17 protein-coding genes are annotated in these 20,449 nt (G+C 75.8%); 12 read left to right on the top strand and 5 right to left on the bottom strand.

The window, feature by feature from the left end; genetic code table 11:
* Positions 1–23 precede the first annotated feature (23 nt).
* The 9 genes from H297_RS0118560 to H297_RS0118600 all read left to right on the top strand — a co-directional run bounded on the left by H297_RS0118560 (position 24) and on the right by H297_RS0118600 (position 13,318).
* A complete protein-coding gene (locus H297_RS0118560) occupies positions 24–1,664 on the top strand; it encodes a hypothetical protein (protein ID WP_027738293.1) in 1,641 nt (546 codons plus the stop codon).
* A gap of 359 nt (positions 1,665–2,023) precedes the next feature.
* Positions 2,024–3,259, top strand: a complete 1,236-nt coding sequence (locus H297_RS0118565) for a glycosyltransferase family 4 protein (RefSeq protein WP_027738294.1) — start codon at positions 2,024–2,026, stop codon at positions 3,257–3,259.
* A 575-nt stretch (positions 3,260–3,834) separates the two neighbouring features.
* Entirely contained in the window at positions 3,835–5,451 is a 1,617-nt protein-coding gene (locus tag H297_RS44365; RefSeq protein WP_486589569.1) for a sugar transferase, read from the top strand.
* Positions 5,448–7,019 carry an O-antigen ligase family protein gene (locus H297_RS37070; RefSeq protein ID WP_486589565.1) on the top strand — a complete coding sequence of 524 codons (1,572 nt, stop codon included), beginning with the start codon at positions 5,448–5,450 and terminating at the stop codon, positions 7,017–7,019. The genes H297_RS44365 and H297_RS37070 overlap by 4 nt, the downstream gene beginning before the upstream one ends.
* Positions 7,016–9,223: a murein biosynthesis integral membrane protein MurJ gene (gene murJ / locus H297_RS41810; protein WP_486589566.1), complete on the top strand. Its 2,208-nt coding sequence runs from the start codon at positions 7,016–7,018 to the stop codon at positions 9,221–9,223. Before H297_RS37070 ends, murJ begins: the two co-directional genes overlap by 4 nt.
* A complete protein-coding gene (locus H297_RS0118585; protein WP_027738295.1) occupies positions 9,213–9,983 on the top strand; it encodes a polysaccharide deacetylase family protein in 771 nt (256 codons plus the stop codon). The genes murJ and H297_RS0118585 overlap by 11 nt, the downstream gene beginning before the upstream one ends.
* On the top strand, positions 9,980–11,287 hold the full coding sequence (locus H297_RS37080) for a glycosyltransferase (protein WP_078514276.1): 1,308 nt from the start codon (positions 9,980–9,982) through the stop codon (positions 11,285–11,287). Before H297_RS0118585 ends, H297_RS37080 begins: the two co-directional genes overlap by 4 nt.
* A 4-nt stretch (positions 11,288–11,291) precedes the next feature.
* A complete protein-coding gene (locus tag H297_RS0118595; RefSeq protein WP_027738296.1) occupies positions 11,292–12,071 on the top strand; it encodes a hypothetical protein in 780 nt (259 codons plus the stop codon).
* On the top strand, positions 12,068–13,318 hold the full coding sequence (locus H297_RS0118600) for a GNAT family N-acetyltransferase (RefSeq protein ID WP_027738297.1): 1,251 nt from the start codon (positions 12,068–12,070) through the stop codon (positions 13,316–13,318). Before H297_RS0118595 ends, H297_RS0118600 begins: the two co-directional genes overlap by 4 nt.
* 43 nt (positions 13,319–13,361) lie before the next feature.
* Here the strand turns inward: H297_RS0118600 and H297_RS0118605 are convergent, their stop codons facing one another.
* A complete protein-coding gene (locus tag H297_RS0118605; protein ID WP_027738298.1) occupies positions 13,362–14,636 on the bottom strand; it encodes a glycosyl hydrolase in 1,275 nt (424 codons plus the stop codon).
* Between the two features lie 122 nt (positions 14,637–14,758).
* On the opposite strand from H297_RS0118605, the gene H297_RS37085 reads away from it, so the two are divergent.
* Together H297_RS37085 and H297_RS37090 are read left to right on the top strand one after the other, a co-directional pair.
* Positions 14,759–16,252: an ATP-grasp domain-containing protein gene (locus H297_RS37085; RefSeq protein ID WP_051351965.1), complete on the top strand. Its 1,494-nt coding sequence runs from the start codon at positions 14,759–14,761 to the stop codon at positions 16,250–16,252.
* Positions 16,253–16,376: 124 nt separating this feature from the next.
* Positions 16,377–17,825, top strand: a complete 1,449-nt coding sequence (locus tag H297_RS37090) for an NAD(P)-binding domain-containing protein (RefSeq protein WP_051351966.1) — start codon at positions 16,377–16,379, stop codon at positions 17,823–17,825.
* Between the two features lie 79 nt (positions 17,826–17,904).
* Here H297_RS37090 and H297_RS0118620 read toward each other — a convergent pair whose 3' ends face one another.
* The 3 genes from H297_RS0118620 to H297_RS0118630 form a co-directional block, all read right to left on the bottom strand.
* On the bottom strand, positions 17,905–18,411 hold the full coding sequence (locus H297_RS0118620; RefSeq protein WP_027738299.1) for a hypothetical protein: 507 nt from the start codon (positions 18,409–18,411) through the stop codon (positions 17,905–17,907).
* Between the two features lie 25 nt (positions 18,412–18,436).
* Positions 18,437–18,760, bottom strand: a complete 324-nt coding sequence (locus tag H297_RS0118625) for a DUF2795 domain-containing protein (RefSeq protein ID WP_027738300.1) — start codon at positions 18,758–18,760, stop codon at positions 18,437–18,439.
* 122 nt (positions 18,761–18,882) lie between these two features.
* Positions 18,883–19,299, bottom strand: coding sequence for a DUF2267 domain-containing protein (locus tag H297_RS0118630; RefSeq protein ID WP_027738301.1), 417 nt, complete (start codon positions 19,297–19,299; stop codon positions 18,883–18,885).
* Between the two features lie 157 nt (positions 19,300–19,456).
* On the opposite strand from H297_RS0118630, the gene H297_RS42780 reads away from it, so the two are divergent.
* A complete protein-coding gene (locus H297_RS42780; RefSeq protein WP_199787231.1) occupies positions 19,457–19,624 on the top strand; it encodes an SDR family oxidoreductase in 168 nt (55 codons plus the stop codon).
* A 189-nt stretch (positions 19,625–19,813) separates the two neighbouring features.
* Here H297_RS42780 and H297_RS0118640 read toward each other — a convergent pair whose 3' ends face one another.
* Positions 19,814–20,368, bottom strand: coding sequence for a sugar O-acetyltransferase (locus H297_RS0118640; RefSeq protein ID WP_027738302.1), 555 nt, complete (start codon positions 20,366–20,368; stop codon positions 19,814–19,816).
* Between the last annotated feature and the right edge of the window lie 81 nt (positions 20,369–20,449).

The following is a 20,449-nucleotide window of genomic DNA, read 5'->3' on the forward strand; positions in this document are numbered from 1 at the left end:
GCGGCGGCAGATCGGGGCGTGACATGACGGCACAGCAACCCGCATCCGCACCCGTGGGGACGGCCCGCGCAGCCGGCCGGTCCGAGCCGGGCGCGCCCTACACCGACCCCACCCTCGGCATCCCGGTCGCCACGTCCTTCCGCGGCGAGCCCCGCAACCGGCTGGTGACCATCGGCGACTCCCTGACGGAGGGCTTCCAAAGCTGCGCCGTCTTCCGCACCGACCTGTCCTACCCTGCGATCCTCGCGCACGAACTGGGCTGGTCGGCACAGTTCAGGCAGCCCGTCTACGAGGGGTGCGGGGGGCTGCCGCTCAACCTGGAGATGCTGCTGCGCGAGCTGGAGGAGCACTGCGGCAAGGACATCGACTGGTGGGACACGCCCGAGGCGCTCTTCCGGGCCCGCCGCTTCATGGACAAGGTGGAGGACTACTGGGAGCGCGGGGCCGGTTGTGCTCCGGCCACGGCGACGGCCGTCAACCACAACCTGGCCGTCTTCGGCTGGGACCTGCGCGACGCGCTGGAGAAGTCGGCGGACGTGTGCCGCAAGATGATCGCCGCCCCGCGCGACGACCTCGTCAAGCAGATGGTCGGCAATCCGGGCGAGCGCGCCGCCCTGCGCGCCCTGCCCACCCGGCCGCCCGCCGCCGGGGCCCTCACCCAGGTGGGGGCCGCACGGGTGCTGGGTGACCAGGTCGGGGAGGAGCGGCACGGGCGGATCCCGGGGCAGGGGCACGGCACCGGACACGAGCCCGACCCGGAGCACGGGATCGAGACGCTCGTCGTCTTCCTCGGTGCCAACAACGCCCTCTCCTCCGTGATCGAGCTGAAGGTCGCCTGGAGCGGGGAGGGCTACGACGACCTGCGTGAGAAGAGCAGGTACACGGTGTGGCGGCCCGAGCACTTCGCGGCCGAGCTGCGGCAACTCGCCCAGGAGGTCGGGGAGGTCCGCGCACGGCACGTCATCTGGTGCGCGGTCCCGCATGTGACCATCGCTCCCGTCGCGCGGGGTGTGCACAGCAAGGCGGAGCCGGGCTCGCGCTACTTCCCCTACTACACCCGGCCCTGGATCAGCGACAGCGACTTCGACGTGCGGCGGGACCCGCATCTGACGGGCGAGCAGGCGCGCGCGGTGGACGCGGCGATCGACCAGTACAACGACGCGATGGCCCAGGTGGTCCGCGCGGCGCGGCGGTCGGGGAACGACTGGTACCTGCTGGATACGGCCGGCCTGCTGGACCGCATGGCCTGCCGCCGCTACTTCGAGGACGAGGCGGCCCGGCCGAGCTGGTGGACCCCGTATCCGCTGCCTCGCGAGCTGCGGGCGCTCGACCCGGTGCCCAACTCGCGTTTCCTGCTGAGCGACGGGGAGCGGCGCAGCGACGGCGGCCTGTTCTCACTCGACGGCGTCCACCCGACGACCGTGGCCTACGGCATCCTCGCGCAGGAGCTGATGCAGGTAATGCGGACAGCCGGAGTCGAGTTCCGTACGCCGTACGGGGGCGAGCCGCGGCCCGACCCGCGGGTGGATTTCCAGCGGCTGGTCCGCAGGGACACGCTGATCAACCACCCGCCTGCCAACGTCACCTCGGGGCTGCACGTCATCGGCTGGGCGGACGAGGCGCTGGACGTACTGGCCCGCGCCCTGCGGTTCGGCCGCAGGTGACCTGGGAGCCGTGGCTCAGCTCCTGTCACCGTGCACCGGTGCCCCGCGCCGCCACAGTCCTGGGCATGACCGCGGCGGCTAGGGCGTAGGACGGGCCCGCGCGCACCGCGGTGAGCAGCACGGCCCCAGAAGGCAGGCTCCCTGGAGTCCCGCACGACGGCACGCCCGCCCTCTCGTCGGTCCACCCCGCTCGGGCGCCGTGTCCGATGGGCGAGGAGCTCAGGAGGGTGTGCGGGCGTCTGCACCGCCACGCGTGGGACGAGTCGGAGAAAACCGGGAGATAACCGGCGTGCCGCCCGGGTTCGCCAGTCGGATTTTGTCAAGGTCACTCTGCTTCATCTCGGGAGGCGGAGTCGTCCATGCCGAAACTGCTGGCACAGTGCACCGAGCCACGGGCTCACGAGCCACGAAGGCGGGTCACCGTCCTGCATCTCGCCCAGCCCGTCGAGGGCGGCGTGGCCCGCGTCGTCACCGATCTCGCGCGGGCGCAGGTCCGTGCGGGAGCGCGGGTCGTCGTCGGCTGCCCCCGGGGCGGCGCGCTGGAGCGGGAGGCGACCGCGGCGGGTGCGCGGGCCGTGCACTGGCCGGCCGTCCGTGAGCCGGGCGTCCGCGTCCCGGCGGAGACGTACGCCGTACGACAGTTGGTCCGCGCCGTCCGCCCCGACCTGGTGCACGCGCACAGCGCCAAGGCCGGCCTCGCGGCGCGCCTCGCCCTGCGTGGCACGGTGCCCACCCTCTACCAGCCGCACGCGTGGTCCTTCGAGGCCGCCACCGGCCGCACCGCACGGCTGGCCCGCTCCTGGGAGCGGTACGCGGCCCGCTGGGCGGACCGGGTGCTGTGCGTGAGCGAGGCCGAACGGGACACCGGTGCGGCGGCCGGTGTCGCCGCCCGCTGGTCGGTCGTGCCCAACGGTGTCGACCTCGACCGGTTCGCCCCCGCCCCCGCCCACCTCTGCTGCCCGGACCGGCGGACTGCGGCCCGGGCCCGGCTCGTGGCACTGCGCGGTATCCGGGCGGCGGACCCGCTGGTGGTGTGCGTGGGACGGCTGTGCGAACAGAAGGGACAGGGCGCGCTGTTGGCAGCCTGGTCACACGTCGCCGCCCGCGTCCCGGAGGCGCGGCTCGTGCTCGTGGGCGACGGCCCCGACCGGGAGGAGCTGCGCCGCGCCGCCCCGCACTCCGTGGTCTTCGCGGGCGCGAGCGACAGGGTCGCCGACTGGTATGCGGCTGCCGACCTGCTGGTGCTGCCCTCCCGGTGGGAAGGCATGGCCCTCACGCCGCTGGAGGCGATGGCGTGCGGCTGCCCGGTGGTCGTCACCGACGTGGACGGCTCACGCGAGATGCTGCCCCCGGGCCAGGAGATCGCCTGTCTCGTCCCTCCCGGCGACACCACCGCGCTCGCCGACGCGGTCACCCGTCTCGCGCTCGACGCCCCGCTGCGCGCCGAGTTGGCGGAGGCGGCCGGCAAACACGTGCGGGCCACGTTCGACGTACGGGACACGGCAGCCGCCGTGCTCGGCCTCTACCACGACATCCTGCGTGAGCGGCGGTCCCCGGCCGGCAACACCACCTCGGCGTCGGCGGGAGCACGATGACCGCCGACAGCACGGACAGCAGCACCGCATCCGGCCCCGCATCCGGGACAGCGCCCACGCCGGGCACCGCCGCACCCTCCGGCACCCCTCGCACCTGTGGAGTCGCGGGAGATGCGGACAGCGCCCCGGCCCGGCGAGGCGGCGGAGAGGCCGACGGCGCGGCACAGGAGCCCGTCCGCAGCGGCCCGGTGGTGCCCCGGCCGGTCGGTGAGGCCGCAGTCACCGTTGCGGCCGAGGCGGACGGGGTGCGGGCGGCCGACGCGGCACCGGCCGTCGACGTTCCGTCGGAGCCCGGCGGCCCCGCGGGGCCCGCGTCGGCACCCTCGTACGTGGCGTCCGTGACGTCCGTGCCCTCGGCCTCGCTCTCCCCCTCCCCCCGCTCCCCCACGTCACCGCCGCCACGGCCCCCGCAGGGCCCCGGGGTCCCCCACCCCGCTGGAGCCGGGAAGCGCGCGGGGCGCTCTGCCCCGGGGCCCGCGCCGGTGGCACCGCCACGGACCGCCGCACGACGCCGCCGCACCGCAGCCGTCCCGCTGGCCGCCTGCGACGTGACGGCCGCCGTCGCCGCCACCCTGATGTGCACGGGGACGCCCACGGCGCCGCTCCTGCCTGCCGTCGTCGGCGCGAGCCTCGCGGCGCTGTGCCACCGGGCAGGCCTCTACCGGCCGGGGCTCGATCCGCACGCCCTCGACGAACTTCCCGCGCTCGGGGCCCGGGTGGCCGCCGCCTGGTGCGTGGGCGTCACCGTGCTCGCCGTGTGCGGCGGAGCCGGACCGGCGACCCTGACCCGCGTCCTGGCCGGGGTCGCTCTCCAGACCGCACTGGCCTGTGCGGGCCGCGCTCTGGTGCACGCGCTGCACCGCCACCGGGGCCGTCACCGGCCGCGCGCCGCGCTGGTCGTGGGGCGCGGCGCGACCGCCCGGGCCGTGACGGCCGCACTCGCGGAGCGGCCCCGGTACGGGATGCGCCCGGTGGGCCTGGTGGAACCGGAACCGGGCACCTCGCTCGAACCGCCCACGCACGGCGGCACACTCGCCGTGCCGGGCACCTCCGGTGCGGCGGCCCGGAGCGGCACGGACGACGCGCATGCCGCGGCCGTCCCCGACGATGCGGGCGGGGCGAGTGGTGGAACCGCCGTGGGTGGCGGGCGTGCCGCGGGCCGCGCAACCGGCGCCGACGGCATGGGCGCCATGGCCGGCGCGGATGACGCAGCCTGCGCGAAGGCCACGGTCGGCGCGGACGTCCCCGCTGCCGGTTCCGGCGAGCCGGACGCCGTCCTGGTGCCGGCACCGGCGCTGCCCGCCTCCGCCCTGCCGGCGCCCGCAGGGCCCGTCTCCGGGTTGCCCGTGGTGACCACCCTGGAAGAAGTGGCCCGGGAGGTCGCGCGCAGCGCCGTTCAGGACGTCGTCTTCGTCCGCTCCCCCTGGGAGGACTCGCACACCGCCGCGCTGGCCACGCTGCTGGGCGGGCACGGGGTGACCGGCTGGCTGGTCCGCCCGGGCTGCGCGCTGGGGGCGCACGGCTCGCACACCACCCTGGGCGGCAGGCGCTCCGCCGAGGCACACCTGTGGGGCTTCGGCTGCCGACGGCTGGTGCTGGACTGCCCGCGGCCGCGCACCGTCCGGTGCAAGCGGCTGCTGGACCTGTCCCTCGTGGCCCCGGCACTCGTCCTGGCGGCGCCCGCCCTGGCCCTCTGTGCCCTTGCCGTCCGGCTGCTGGACGGGCCCGGGGTCCTGTTCCGGCAGGAGCGGATCGGCCAGGGCGGACGCACCTTCACTCTGCTGAAGTTCCGCACCGTGCGCCCCGCCGACGACCATGAGGCGGCGACGAGATGGACGGTGGCCGGGGACTCGCGCACCAGCCGGATCGGCAGGCTGCTGCGCCGCACCTCGCTGGACGAGCTGCCGCAGTTGTGGAACGTGCTCCGGGGCGACATGAGCCTGGTCGGCCCGCGCCCCGAACGCCCCTACTTCGTGCAGCAGTTCAGCAGGCTCCATCCAGGCTACGCACAGCGGCACCGTACGCCGGTCGGCATCACGGGGCTGGCACAGGTCCACGGGCTGCGCGGCGACACCTCCATCGAGGACCGCGCGCGGTTCGACAACCACTACATCGAGACCTGGTCGCTGTGGCAGGACGTGCGCATCATGTGCCGTACGGCCACCTCCTTCTTCCGGCTGGAGGGGCGGTGAGCGCGGCGCCGGCCACCCCGGCCACCGCTTCGGCGCTCCCCCGCGAGGCGGCGCCGACGCGGGTCGCCCACCCCCGCCCGGCGCGGGTCCCGCTGCTGCACCGGGTGCGGGGCTACGCGCCCGTGATGCCCGTGGCGGCGACGGTGCTGTCGCTGTGTGCCCCCGCGGACCGTACGAGCCTGGCCGGAGAGGGCGGCGTCACGCTCGCGGACGCGGCCTCCGGCGTACTGGTGGTCTGGTGTGTGCTCGGGCTGCTGCGCCGAGGGGGGCGGCAACCGCCCCGTCCGGTCCTGACCCGGACCGCCGTGCTCGTGCTCGGCGGGCCCGCGGTGGGCTTCGCCGTGGCGACGGCCGCCTCCGCCGATCCCGCCGCGAGCCTGCCCGGATTCGTGCGCTACCTGCAACTGTTCGTGCTGGTCCCGGCGGCGGTCCTGCTGTCGCTGCGGGACGCCCGCGATGCCCGGCTGATGGCCGGCTCGGTGGTGCTGCTCGCCCTGGTCGAGGGCGCCGTCGGCGTCGTCCAGGCCGGCACCGCGACCGGCGCCTCCTACATGGGGGAGAACGTCCGCGCCGTGGGGACCTTCGGCGCCCTCGACGTGATGGGCATGGCGACGGTCGTCGCGTACGGCACGGTGACCGCGCTCGCGCTGGGGCTCGGCATGCCCGCGCAGGCGCCCCGGTGGGCGCGACCGGCCGCACTGGGCTGCACCGCCGCGCTCCTGGTCCCGCTGGCCCTCTCCTTCAGCCGAGGCTCGTGGATCGCGACCGCGCTCGCCTGTGTGCTGCTCCTCCTACTGCGCGGAGCCCGTACGGCGGTGCCGGTGCTGGCCGTGCTGGCGGCCGCGGCCGTGGTGCTGGTCGGCGGGTTCGGGGTGGGCTCGCAGCAACTCGCCGAGCGGGCAACGAGCATCACCGAGGTCTCGGCCTCGCCCGACCGGTCCGTCACCGACCGCTACAGCCTGTGGAGTGCGGCGGCCGGCATGTGGCGCCAGGCGCCGGTGACCGGCGTCGGCCCCAAGGGTTTCCCCGCCCACCGGGACAGCCACGCCGATCTGGGCCTCTCCTCGGGCAGCGACACGGCCGGCGCCGGGGTGCCCTTCCAGCGGGAACCGCTGCTGTCCCCGCACAACATGTACCTCCTCGTGCTGAGCGAGCAGGGGCTGATCGGCACGGTCACCCTGCTCGGATCGTGGGCCGCGCTGCTGGTGTGCGGGGTGCGCAGGCTGCACACGGCCCGCCGCGGCAGGGGCGCTCGGGCGGCGACCGACTGCGGCATGGTGGCCGTCGGACTCCTCGTCTGGCAGGGCGTCGACTTCCTCTACGGCGACATCGGCGGCCCCTCCACCGTGCTGACCGCCCTGGTACTGGGCCTGGCCGCCTGGTGGGCACTGGCCCCCGCCCCGGAGCTCAGCGGTGCCGCGGACGGGGCCCCGACCGCGGACAGGGCCCCGACCATGCGCGGGAGCGGAGCCGCGGACGGGAGCGGAGCCTCCAACGGGAACAGAGCCGCCAACGGAAGCGCAGCCCCCAACGGAAGCGGAGCCCCCGACGGGGGTGGGGGCGTATGACGGACGCCTCTCGCCCCTGCGCGCGGCCGACCGCCGCCGGAGCCCCCGGCGGCGGACACACGCCCGTCCGGACCACCGACGCCACCGGCTTCCCGCTGCCCGACGACCACACTGTCCCCGTCCGGACCGCCGAGGTACCGGGCCCGGCACCGGCCCCGGCGCTCCGGGACGGCAACGATCCCTCGCCGATCCCGGGCGGCACCGTCCCACCGGCCCCCAGGCCCACCGCACCGGAACAAGGCGGCACCGTCCCACCGGACCGGGTGGGCACCGCACCCTCGGGCCCCCGGACCGCGCGGCCGCACCCGGCCGCACCCGCAGCCGGAGCCGGCCGACGGGGCGGAGACGAGGGACCGGTACTGGGGCGGTTCCTCGCGCGGGCTGCGGCCGTCACAGCCGTGCTCACCGCGGCCGGTTCGCTGTTCGGGCTGGTGCGGGACCAGTCCATCGCCCGGCTCTTCGGGGCGGACGCCGACACGGACGCGTTCCTGGTGGCGTGGACGGTGCCCGAGCTGGCGTCCACCCTCCTGATCGAGGACGCCATGGCCCTGATCCTGGTGCCCGCCTTCAGCCTGGCCCTGTCCCGGCGCACGGCGCGGGGTGACCAGGCAGCCGACCCGGTGCGGGCGCTGGTGGCGTCGACGCTGCCCCGGCTCGCCCTGGGACTGGCAGCCGCCGCGGGTCTCCTGGCAGCGGCAGCCCCACAGGTGGTGCAGGTGCTGGCACCGGGGCTGCCCGCCGCCGGGACGGCCGCGAGCTGTCTGCGGCTGACCGCGTTGACGGTCCTCACCTTCGGGCTGGCCGGCTACTTCAGCGCGGCACTCCGCGCCCACCGCCGCTTCGTGGCGCCCGCGGCGATCTACGTCGCGTACAACACGGGCATCATCGGCGTGATGTTCGCCGGGCACGGCCTGTGGGGGGTGCGGGCGGCGGCGCTCGGTGTCGCGGCGGGCGGCGCGCTGATGGTGCTCGTCCAGCTTCCGTCCTTCCTCGCCGCGCTGCCCGCGCGGCCCGCCGTGCCGGCCGGACGCCGCTCCGGTCCCGCCGGGACCCGCCCACGTCGCCGCCCCTTCGCCGTGAGGACCGGCGGTGCGGCTACCGGCCTCAGGACCGAAGGCGCGCGCGGGCGCGGTACCGCAGGCGGTTCGCGGGCCGGAAACGGTTGCGGGCCCGAAGACGGGCGCAGCGCAGAAGTCGAGCCCGGAAGCACTGGCGGCGGTACCGAAGACGGGCTCAGGCCCGGACGCGGGCGCGCCACCGGGGACGAGCGCCGCGCCGGAGGCGGGCGCGGAGTCGTGGGCGCGCGCGAGGGCAGGGGCGGGGGGCGGCCGGGGGGCGGGGCGGTGGGGCTCGGGGTCGGGGCGCTCGCGCCCGTCGTGGTCTTCGCCGTCAGCCGCCAGGCCCAGGTCCTCTTCGAGCGCTTCGTCGCCTCCTCGCTGCCCGCGGGGGCCATCTCGCATCTCAACTATGCGCAGAAGGTGGCCCAGTTGCCGATGGTGCTCTCACTGATGGTGTGCACGGTGACGTTCCCGGTCGTGGCCCGCGCCATGGCGGAGGGCGACGCGGAGGCGGCGCGGCGCCGGGTCGAGCGGGACCTGGCGCTGGCCGGGATCGTGGTGCTGCTGGGGGCCGCGTACGTGGTCGCCTGCGCGCCGCAGCTCATCGGGGTGCTGTTCGAGCGGGGCGCATTCGACGCGCGGGACACGGCCGCGACGGCCGCGGTGATGCGGGTCTACACCTGCGGGCTGCTCGGACACAGCATGGTGGGCGCGCTGGTCCGGCCCTTCTTCTCCGGCGGGCGCCCGCCCTGGTACCCGGCGGCGGCGATGGGCGCAGGGCTCGCCGTCACCACGGCGGCGGCCGTGGCGGCCGTCGGGCCGTGGGGCGTCTACGGGATCGCCGCCGCCAACGCACTGGGCATCACCACCACCGCCGCACTGCTGCTGCGCGGCCTCGGCGCCCGGGTGGTGGCCATCGACGTGCCCCGGGTGGCGGCCGGGCTGCTGAAGCTGACCCTGACCGCGGGCGTGGCCGCCGCCGCGGGGTGGGCCGCCGCCGCTGCGGCCGGGTCCCCGCTCCCCTCCGCGGCGCTGGGCGGGGTCGCCGTGCTGGTCACGTTCGGGGCCGTCGGCGTGCTGGTGGGGGCGCCGGAGCTGCCGCATCTGTTCGCCACCGTCCGACGGAGGTTTCCGCATGTCCACTGACGCCGGGTCACGAGCGCCCTGGGTACTCATGTACCACTCGGTCTCCGACTGCACCGACGACCCGTACCAGGTCACCGTCTCCCCCGACCGCCTGGACCGGCAGCTTCGCTGGCTGCGGGAGCGTGGACTGACCGGGGTGGGCGTCGGGCAACTGCTGCGGGCGCGCGCGACCGGGCGCAGTGCCGGTCTGGTGGGGCTGACCTTCGACGACGGTTACGCCGACTTCCTCACCGGCGCGCTGCCGCTGCTGCGCCGCCACGGGTGCACCGCGACCGTGTTCGTGCTGCCCGGCCGGCTCGGCGGCGACAACGCCTGGGACGCGTCGGGCCCGCGCAAGCCGCTGCTGGATGCCGACGGCGTCCGGGCCGTGGCCGCGGCCGGTATGGAGGTCGGCTCGCACGGGCTGGTCCACACCGACCTGACGGCCGCCGACGACGCCACTTTGGAGCGCGAGACGGCGCACAGCCGCGCCCTGCTGGCGGAGCTGACCGGGGTGGCTCCGGACGGCTTCTGCTACCCGTACGGGACTCTCGACGCGCGCGCCGTCGAGGCGGTCCGGGGCGCCGGGTACGCGTACGCGTGCGCCATCGACCCGGGGCCGCTGACGGGTGTGCACGCACTGCCGCGGGTGCATGTGGGGTCCCGGGACTCCTCGACGCGGCTGTATCTGAAGAAGGTGCTGCACCCGCTGCGCCGCCGCCCGTTGCCCGCGCCCTCGCAGGCCGCCGGGTCCCCGAGCTTCGGCGGGGTCCGCCGATGAGGGTGCTGCACGTCATCACCGGGCTCGGGGTGGGCGGCGCGGAGGAGCAACTGCGGCTGCTGCTGCGCCGGCTGCCCGAGCACGGCGTCACCGGGGACGTCGTCACCCTGACCGAACCGGGCAGTGTGGCCGAGGGCATCCGGGCCGACGGGACCCGGGTGGCACACCTGGGCATGGCGGGAAACCGCGATCTGACCGCGCTGCCCCGGCTGGTACGGCTGATGCGGTCCGGGCGGTACGACGTGGTGCACACGCACCTGTACCGGGCCTGCGTGTACGGCAGGATCGCCGCGAGGCTGGCCGGGGTGCGCACCGTGCTGGCGACCGAACACTCCCTCGGCGCGCAGTTGCTGGAGGGCCGCCCGCTCACACCGGGTGTGCGCGCCCTGTACCTGGCCACCGAACGGCTGGGCACCGGCACGGTCGCCGTGTCCGCGACGGTCGCGGACAGGCTGCGCCGCTGGGGCGTCCCGGCGGCCCGGCTGTGGACCGTCCCCAACGGCATCGACGCCGCGCGCTTCCGCTTCGACGCCGCCCGGCGGGACCGGGTGCGTGCGCTGCTGGGCCTGTCGCCGGACGCGTTCGTGGTCGCCGGAGTGGGGCGGCTGGTGCCGGGCAAGCGCTTCGCCGCGCTGGTGGACGCGGTGGCGGCGGTGCCCGGAGCGCGGCTGCTGCTGGCCGGCGACGGTCCGGAGCGCTCGGCACTGCGGGGCCGGGCGGCGGCCACGGGCGCGGCGGACCGCCTACTGCTGCTGGGCGCCTGCGCGGGCGGCCTCGGACCCGGACAGCGCGAGGAGAGCGCGGCGGTGGACGTCCCCGGGGTGCTGGCGGCGGCCGATCTGTTCGTCTCGCCCTCGGCGGAGGAGTCGTTCGGGCTGGCCGTCCTCGAAGCCCTCGCCGCGGGGCTGCCCGTGCGGTACGCGGCATGCCCCGCGGTGCAGGACCTGCCGTCGCACCAGGCGCCCGGTGCCCGCCGGCTGGCCCCCTCCGCGGGCGTGCTCGCGGCCGCGTTGCGCGAGGCGGAGGCGGCGCACGCGGCGGGCCCGCGACGGCTTCCCGTCCCTCCCGTCGTCGAGCGGTACGACATCGCGCGCTGCGCCGCACACCTCGCCGACGTCTACCGGACGGCAGGGGCCGCCCCGTCCGGCACCCGGTCCGGCCCCCCGGCCGGGGTGCGCACCACCGGACACCTCACGGGCCGCACCCGCAGCACGCGTCCGGCACCGGCCGACGCCTCCGGCGCACCGCCCGCCCGGCCCTCCCCCGACCGACCCGCATCCGCAAGCCCCCTGACATCGAGGTGAGTCCATGCCCACGACCACACCGGGGAAGCCCGCCCGTCCCGCCGCGCCGACACGGACGGACGCGCCGGCCGCATCCGTACCCCGGACCACCCGCACCGGCCGCCTCGCGGGCGTGACGAGGCGGGTGCCCCGCTGGTGGCCGCTGCCGGTGTGCGCCGTGGTGGGCGCGCTCGGCGGTACGGCCTACGCGACGGTGACCGAACCCCGCTACGAGGCGTCCAGTTACGTGCTCGTCTCCCCCGGCAGGCACGCCGACGCGGCCTCCGCGCTGGGGTACGCGCAGGCGTACGGGAAGATCGCCACGGACGCGGTGGTCCTCGCGGCGGCGGAACGCGGCGCCGAGGTGCCGCACGGTGCGCTGCGGTCGCATGTGCGCGCGACCACCTCGCCCGACGCGCCGATGGTGCAGATCACCGGGGACTCGCCGAAGGCGGGGAAGGCGGCCGACTACGCCGACGCCGTGGCCCGTTCGCTGGCGAGCACGGCGAAGGCGTCGGCGTCCAAGACCGGCGTACGGCTGACCGTCGTCTCGCGCGCCACCACCACCGCCGAGCCGGTCTCCCCCTCGATGCCCGTCGCCGTCGCGGTGGGCGCGAGCGCGGGCGGTCTGCTCGGCGGGCTGGTGCTGCTGGCCCGTCCGCCGCGCCGCGCAACGGACGGGCCCCCGGTCGTGCCCGCGCCCGCCCAGGGCGGCCAGGCGGCGGACCGCACGGACAAGGACGCGGCTGCGGACCGTGCGGACGGTGACGCACAGGCGGCCAGGGAGACGGAGGCCGCCCGGTGATCTCCCCGCTCACCCCGCCCACCCGACGACGGCGGCCGGAGGCACGCCGCAGGCTGGCGGGCCCCGTCCTGACGCCCTGGCGGGGCGGCCGGGGTGAGAGCTCCGGTCGTCCGCCCGCACGGCTGACCGCCACCCTGTGCCGCGCCGAGGAGCAGTTCGCGGCGCTGGGGGGCGAGTGGGACGGGCTGCGTGCGCGGAACCGCTCGGCCACCCCGTTCCAGAGCCATGCCTGGCTGGCCTCCTGGTGGCGGGCCTACGGGCGGCGCGGCAGGCTGCGCGTCGTACTGGTGCGGGAGAACGGGAAGCTGGTGGCCGCCGCTCCGCTGATGCTGGTGCACCGGCCGCTCCCCACGCTGGTCACGCTCGGCGGCGACATCTCCGACTACCAGGACGTGCTGCTCGACGACAGCTGCCCGCGAGCGGCCGACGCGCTTGCGCGGGCGCTGCGCGCGGCCTCACGCAGCGCAGTGCTCGATCTGCGGGAGGTGCGCCCCGGCGGGGCGGCCGAGAGGCTGTATGCGGCCTGGTCCGGGGCGCGCAGGCAGGTGGCGGACTCGGCGTGCCTGGAGCTGCCGGGGGTGCCCATGGAGGAGATGCTGCGCCGGCTCGCTCCGGCCAGCGCCAAGCGCACCCGCCGCAAGCTGCGCCGCATCGACGAACTGCGCGTCGAGGCGCACGAGGTGACCGGTTCCCGGGTCCCGGAGTCGGTGCGCACGATGCTGCGGCTGCACGAACGCCAGTGGCGCGGCCGGGGCGTGACCCCCGAGCATCTGCGGCCCCGCTTCGGTGCGCACCTGGTGGCGGCGGTCGAGCGGTTGGTGGCCGACGGGGACGCGACGGTGACGGAATACCGGATCGGGGGCCGGGTCGCCGCCTGCGACGTGGCGCTCGTCTCGCCCGACCTGGTGTGCGGCTACCTGTACGGGGCGGATCCCCGGCTGCGGGAGCAGAAGGTCGACATCGCCACGATGCTGCTGCGGCACGACGCGCACTTCGCCTCCGCCACCGGCCGCGGCACGCTGAGCCTGCTGCGCGGCACCGAGCCCTACAAGCTGCGGTGGCGACCGGTGACCGCCGTCAACCGCCGCTACCTGCTGGCTCGTCGGGGGCTGGCGCCCGTACTGGCGTTGCATGTCGCGAAGGTGGCTGCCCGGAACGGCGCCGCCCGGTGGGTGCGGGAGCACGGCGGTGCGGCACGGGTGCGGATGCTGCTGAGCCGGGCGGCCGGGCTCAGGCCGGGGCTGTGAGGGGATGACGACGGCACGGTGGCGGGTCCGGTCCGCGCGACGGCTAACCAGCCGGGCGGCGCAGCCAGTCGAGCCGCACGCAGTACTGTCCGGCGCCCCAGCACCGTTCCCACCAGTGGCGTGGCGCGGAGGCGGGCACGGTGCCGGCCCGGGCGGAGGGCGCGGGTGCGGACGGGGCGGACGGTTGCCGGGGAGCCCGCGAGGCGGGAACAGGCTGCCGGGACTGCCAGGGCGGGACAGGCGGAGCAGGTTGGGCGAAGAGCGCCATCCGGTACGTCCTGGCGGAGGCGGGGTTGCGACGGCACTGCCACACGCCGTGCGGGCAGTAGTCGCTGATGCTGTGGTACAGCGGCTTGTGCCGGTCCATCCAGGTGAGCATGCGGTGCACGTACTCGGAGTTGTCGCCGTTGCGGAACAGCCCCCACTCCGGGTAGGAGATCGGCTTGTTGTGGCGGGCCGCGAAGTCGACGTGCGCCTGGAGTCCGTAGGGCTCCCGCACCTGTTCGTCGAAGCTCATGCCCGCCGGCTGGTCGTAGGCGTCCATGCCGAGCACGTCGACGACGTCGTCGCCCGGGTAGCACGACGTCCAGGGGACCGCGTCCCGGCCCCGGCTGGGCGCGAAGTCGAAGCGGAAGCGCTGGCCCGGCACCGCTCGCATGGTGGTCACGATGCGGCGCCAGTACCTCTTCCACGCGTCCGGGTCCGGGCCGCAACGGTGGGTGTAGGTGGTGCCGTTCATCTCCCAGCCCAGCACGAGGACGGTGTCGGCGAGCTGCCGGTCCACCAGGTGCCGCGCCAGTGTGCGGAAGTGCGCGTCGAATCTGCCCTCCGCGCCCTCCCGAAGCAGCCCGCGAACCCTTTCGTCGTCCACATGGTCCTCGTTGCGGTCCTGCATCGGCACGTTCAGCACGAACAGCCGCGCCGGGTCGCCGCGCCGCCAGCGCGCCCACGGTTCCAGGATCCCGGGCGGCCCCTCGATGTCGGTCCACTGCCTTCCCGGCAGGTAGCTGTGTCCCACCCGCAACGCGGTGCCACCCAGCCACTTCTCCATCTGCGGCATCCGACGCACCCCCTCCTCACCGGAGCCGAGGAACGCGCCGACCGTGCGGCCGGACGGCGTGGCCGGAGCGGCGGACCCCGCGGAGGGGGACGCCGCGGCGGAGGCCGAGGGTGCGGCCGGGCGCCCGGACGGCCGGGGCGGTTCGGGACCGGACTCCCGTTCGGTCGCGGGCAGCACCGTGCAGGAGGCAAGCAGGCCCGCGGTGACGACCCCGCCGCACAGGACCGCCTTGATCCGCCCGCTTCTGTGGCTTGCCATGGCTCCTCCTGGCCGCCGGTCGTGTCCGGCGCTTGTCCGGTCATCCGCCGGTCGACTCTGCTGATGATCCGTCAGCGAATTCTCACCCCACCCACCCGCCCCGCGCCTGAAGGACATGCCTGATGCGCCCGTTCACGCCCTCGTTCATCCGCTCGTCACCGCCGTCGCGCCCGTCCGCCTTCGCCACGGACGTGCCCGCGCTGCTGCTCCGGCTCGATGCGAACCCCTACCACCACGGCACCCTGGGGGCCGCGCGTTCGCTGGGACGGGCGGGCATCGAGGTGCACGCACTGCTGGGCGGCGCACCGGGCCCGGCAGGCAGAACCCGCTTCCTGCACCGGGTGCACGCACCACCGTCCGGTCGGCCACCGCGCTCCGGCACCCGGCCCCTCGGTCCCGCAGGGAAGGGCGCGCACGCCGAGGACGAGGTGGAGCGGGCCCTGCTGCGGGCCGCACGGGCGATCGGCCGGCCCGCGGTGCTCGTCCCCCTCGACGACCACGGGGCGATCGCCACCGCCCGCCTCGCCGCCCGGCTCCGGGAGTTCTACCTGCTCCCGGACGTGCGGCCCGAACTGCCCGCCACCTTGGCCGACAAGGCCGAGCTGGCCGCCGTCTGCGAGCGCGCAGGTGTCCCCCACCCGCCCACCGTGCTGCCCGGCAGCGCGGCCGAGGCGGCCCGCGAGGCGGCGGCGCTCGGCCTGCCGGTGGTGGCGAAGTGGGCCCGGCCCTGGCTGCTTCCACCCGGGCTGCGCAGCACTGTGCTGGTACACAGCCCGGCGGAGGCGGCGGGGCTGTTCGCGCGCTCCGCCGAGGCGGGCAGCGCGCTGCTGCTCCAGCGCCGACTGCCGGAAGGGGCAGGAGCTGACTGGTTCTTCCACGGGTACGCCGCCGAGGACGGCCGCCTGCTGGCAGGCGGCGCGGGCCGCAAGGAGCGCTCGTGGCCTCCGCGCACCGGGATGACGGCGGTCGGCAGGTGGCTGCCGAACCCGGCTGTGGAGGAGTCGGCAGCCGCCCTGACGGCAGCGCTGGACTACCGCGGCATCCTCGACCTCGACCTCCGGCTGGAGGCGGCCACCGGGGTGCACCACCTCGTCGACTTCAACCCGCGGCCCGGCGCCCAGTTCCGGCTGTTCACCGACGACAACGGCACGGACGTCGTGCGCGCCCAGCACCTGCATCTGACCGGCCGCGCGGTGCCGGCGGCGCAGGGCGGTCCCGGCCGGGTCTTCGTCGCGGAGAACTACGCGCTGCTCTCCGCGCTGGTGAGCCGCCCCGCGCCCACGCCGCGCCGCGCACCGGGGGACGAGCCCGCGCGCGGTCCGGTGGAGCGCGCCTGGTTCGCGGCGGACGATCTGCTGCCGGGCGCCGCCATGGCGGTGGGCTGGCCGGGGCGGTGCCTGCGCGCAGGGCTGCGCCGCACGAAGCCCTTCCGCAGGGACTCCGCGTCCGGTTCCGGTCCGTGCCAGGGGCGGACGGCGGTGCCGCACCCCTCGTCCTCGGACCGGCACGCCGCACCGTCCGCACCCACGACAGCCGCCTCCTCCGCTGCACCCGCCGCACCGGCCGCACCGGCCGTCCCGTCCGAGCCGTCCGAGCCGGCCGGCGCGGAGACGTGAACGCCCAGGCATCCGACCGCACCTGACCGCCCCGGCACCGGACCGTCCAGCCGTCCGACCGCACAACCGCCGCTCCGTACCAGGATCCACACGGACCCCGGACCGCACAGAGAGAAGGAAACCCATGTACGACCTCGTCGTGGTGGGCGCCGGCCCCTACGGACTGTCCGTCGCCTCGCACGCCGCCGCCGCGGGTCTGAACCTGCGCGTGCTGGGCAGGCCGATGGCCTCCTGGCGGGACCACATGCCGCGCGGCATGTTCCTCAAGTCCGAGCCCGCCGCCTCCGGCCTGTCCGACCCCGAGGGCACCCACTCCCTCACCTCCTACTGCGCCGCGCGCGGAATCGAGGTGGCGCACGGGGACCCGCTGCCGCTGGACACCTTCACCGAGTACGGCACCTGGTTCGCGCGGCAGGCGGCGCCGCCCGTCGACGAGCAGACCGTGACCCGGGTGGCACCCCACCCCGACGGGTTCCGCCTCACGACCGCGGAGGGTGAACAACTCACTGCCCGCGCAGTGGTGCTGGCGATCGGGGTGCTGCCCTTCGCCCACCGGCCGGCCGCGCTCGGCGGGCTGCCCACCGACCTGGCCACCCACAGCACCCACCACCGCGACCTCGGCCGGTTCCGGGGACAGGACGTGACCGTGGTCGGCGCCGGACAGGCCGCGCTGGAGACCTCCGCGCTGCTGGCCGAGGAGGGGGCGCGGGTGCGGGTCGTCGCCCGGGCGCCCCGCATCGACTGGAACACCCCGCCGCAGCCGCTGGCGCGGGGGCGCCTGACCGCGCTGCGCGACCCGCACAGTGCGCTGGGCACCGGCTGGCCGAGCTGGGTGTGGTCCACTCTGCCCGGTGCGGTACGACGGCTGCCCGCCACCGCCCGGCTCCACATCGCCCGCAACGCCCTGGGCCCGGCGGGCGCCTGGTGGCTGCGGGAGCGCTTCGAGGCGGCCGTGCCGGTGCTGCTCGGCCACACCATCACGGCCGCCGACCGGACGGCTCCGGGGGTGCGCCGCGTCGGCGGGGTGGCCGGCGAGCGGGTACGGCTGTGGCTGTCGGCGGCGGACGGTACGGCACGGACCCTGGAGACCGACCATGTGGTGGCGGCCACCGGGTTCTCCCCCGACCTGTCCCGGCTCGGGATGCTCGACTCGGTGCTGCGCGAGGGGGTGCGCCGCGTCGGCACCGGTGACGCCCCGTGGCTGGACGCCCGGTTCCAGTCCTCGTACCCGGGGCTGTTCTTCGCGGGTCTGCTGACGGCCCCCTCCTTCGGCCCCGCCATGCGCTTCGTGCACGGCGCGAGCTTCACCGCCCCCCGCCTGGTGGAGGGCGTGCAGCGGCATGTCGCGGGGCCGGTTCCCTCGACGACCGGCGGCACTCGGGCTCCCGCCGCGCGGGACGAGGAGCGCTCGGCGGCCGAGAGGTTGGTGACCGCTCCGCTGCACACCCAGCGCTCCGCCGCGCCAAAGGCCCCCGCCGGGGATGGGCGAGGGCGGCTTCCGGCGCCGGTCAGCGGGTCGGGCGACGTCCCGGACCCGGTCGAGACCCGGCACGGGGGCGGCCGCGCCGGGTGACGGACCGGGCCCGGGTGCCGAGTGGAAGCGGGACGGACGGGAGACCGGGCCGGAGGAAGCCCGAATCCGCGTGGCCCGCTCAGCGGCCCGGCTTGCTCTCGTAGCGCGAACCGGCCTCCGGCGCGTCCGCGCTCTGCAACTCGGTGGCGAGGTGGTGCACGGTGACCAGGTCGTGCACCAGCGTGCGGGTACGGTCCTGCGGCAGCTCGGCGGTCCGCGCGATCTCGGGCAGGTCGACGGCCTCGCCGCCGTGGTGCTGCTCCGCGGTGACCAGGGCGCGGAAGACCTGCTCGTGCTCCGCCGAGTACGCCGGGTTGCCCCGGCCCTCGTACGGGCTGCGCGGCTGGGCGGGACCGGCCGCCTCCTGCGGGCGCGGGGTGGGGGCTTCCGCACTGTGGCCCTGCTTGCCCTGCCGCTGCGCGGGCTTCTCCTCGTCCATCCTTGCGGACGGGCCCGCGCGGTGGGTGCGCTGCTTGGACGCGCCCGTGGTGACGTTGCGGGCACTGGGCGCTTCCTCGTCGCGGTGGGCCTTGTGGGCCGCGGCACGCCGCTGTTCCTCGTCGCCTTCGACCTTCTTGCGCACCATGACGGTCCTCCTCGGGTCCGGATGGCTAGCGGTCGAGTTCCTCGTCCACCGGTGGCTTGGGGGCCTCGCGCAGGTGCTGCGACTGCCCTGGCCTGCCACCCTGCCGGGCCTGCTCGGCGCGCTGGCCGGGGGTGCGGTCGAGGTCGGAGTCGGGGTCCACCCGCACGGAGCGGGCCACCTCCTCGCGGTTGGCGTACGTCTCCGGCGGGATGCCGCGCAGTGCGACGCCCACCTCACCGGAGGCGCCGGCCTGGGACGCCGCACGCATCAGTTCGTCCTTGTCCGCCGGGAAGTCCACCTGGTCGAGTGCGGCCAGTACCTCCTCGACGGTGGTGTGCGCTGTACTCATGGTTGCTCGCTGCCTTTCCGGTCCGCCGGCGTCTTCGCGGCGCTGCCGTCCTCGAACCGCTGCCCTCTCCGAGCCCGACAGCCGCCCGCGGGTCGATCGCCGGGTTTCCTCGGTCGCCCCGGTCAGCCGCCGGCGGTTCCGGTGCTGCCGGAGAAGAGGATGTCGGCGAGCTCGTCGTCGAGGGACTCCCGGATCCGCTCTGTCAGCGCACCCTGAGTCGACTCCTCCAGCAGCTCGACGACCGTGCGGGCCTCATGGACGGCCTTCGGCGGGTCGGTGTGGGCACGCCGCGCGACCCGCTCGAAGAACTCGTGGCGGTCCATCCGTACTCCGGTCACCGGCTCGTCCTGGGCGTATTCGACCCTGCGCAGGTGCTCACCGAGTTCCAGTGGGAGCTGTGCGGCCAGTTTCTCCGCCATCGGGGCCGGGATGCGCTCCGCCAGCGTTTCGAGCGTGGCCCGCGTTCCGGCCTCCGCCGCGCCCCTGCTGTGCAGGCGCGCCCGCGCCTGGACCTGCCCGATGAACTCGTCGTGCTGCATAGCGGTTCACCTCACTCAAGTGGGTCGACACGAGTTGTCTTCCAGCATGCGCGCCGCTGGTACGGGTCGCACATCGGGCGGGTGTCCAGCGACGCGAGCTCCCATACGTGCGGGTACAGCGGTTCACCGCCCGGACCCCGGGTGACTCGGCGGCCCGGTGACCGTTGCACGGAGGTGTCGCGCCGTCGCACCCGGTGAGATCGCCGCACCCGCGGCCGGGCAGCAGGACGCGGACGTCCACGCGGCCGAGCGCCCCGGCGTGCCGCTGCGCCGCCCCGGGGCCGTCCGCGAGGTCGCCTCCGCGATCGCCTTCCCGGCCCGGTGACGCCGGTGACGCCAGTGACGCCGGTGACGAGGACAGGTACGTGACCGGCACCTCGTGGGGCGGTGGAGGGCGGCATGCTCCGTGCGGGGTCGCAGGCGGGCTCCCACCTGCCCGACGGCTCCCGACGGCGCCCCTGACGGCCCCCAAGCGGGCCGCGATGGGAGCGTCAGGGGCGCCGCCGCGCCGTCGTCACAGTTCGCGCACCACGCGGGCCGGGTTGCCGACGGCCAGGACGCCTCCGGGCAGGTCCTTGGTGACCACCGACCCCGCGCCGACCACGGTGTTCGATCCGATGGTGACCCCGGGGCAGACGATCGCACCGCCGCCGAGCCACACGTTGTCACCGATGGTGATGGGCACCCCCTTCTCCCAGCCTGCGCGCCGCCGTTCGGCGTCCAGCTCGTGGGTGGGCGTCAGCAGTTGGACGTTCGGGCCGATCTGTGCGTGGCGGCCGACGGTGATGGGGGCGGTGTCCAGGAAGACGGCGCCGTAGTTGACGAACGAGTGGGCGCCGATCGACAGATACGTGCCGAAGTCGCAGGAGAAGGGCGGCCGGATGACGACGTCCTCGCCGAGGTCGCCGACCAGTTGCTCCAGTATCTTGCGGCGCTCGGCGGGCGGTGCCGTGTCCGCCGCGTTGTAGGCGGCGCACAGTTCGGCACGCCGTTGGCTCTCCGCCTGCAGCTCGTCGTCGTCGGGGAGGTACCACTCCCCGGCCAGCATGCGGCGCTTGTTCTCCCCCACGAGGGCCTCCCGGTGCGGTGTGCGGTGCGTCTGCCGTGCCGGTGACACTCTCCCAGAAGCGGCGGGCGGCGGTCCGGCCCC

It is taken from the genome of Streptomyces sp. CNT360 (genome assembly GCF_000424785.1).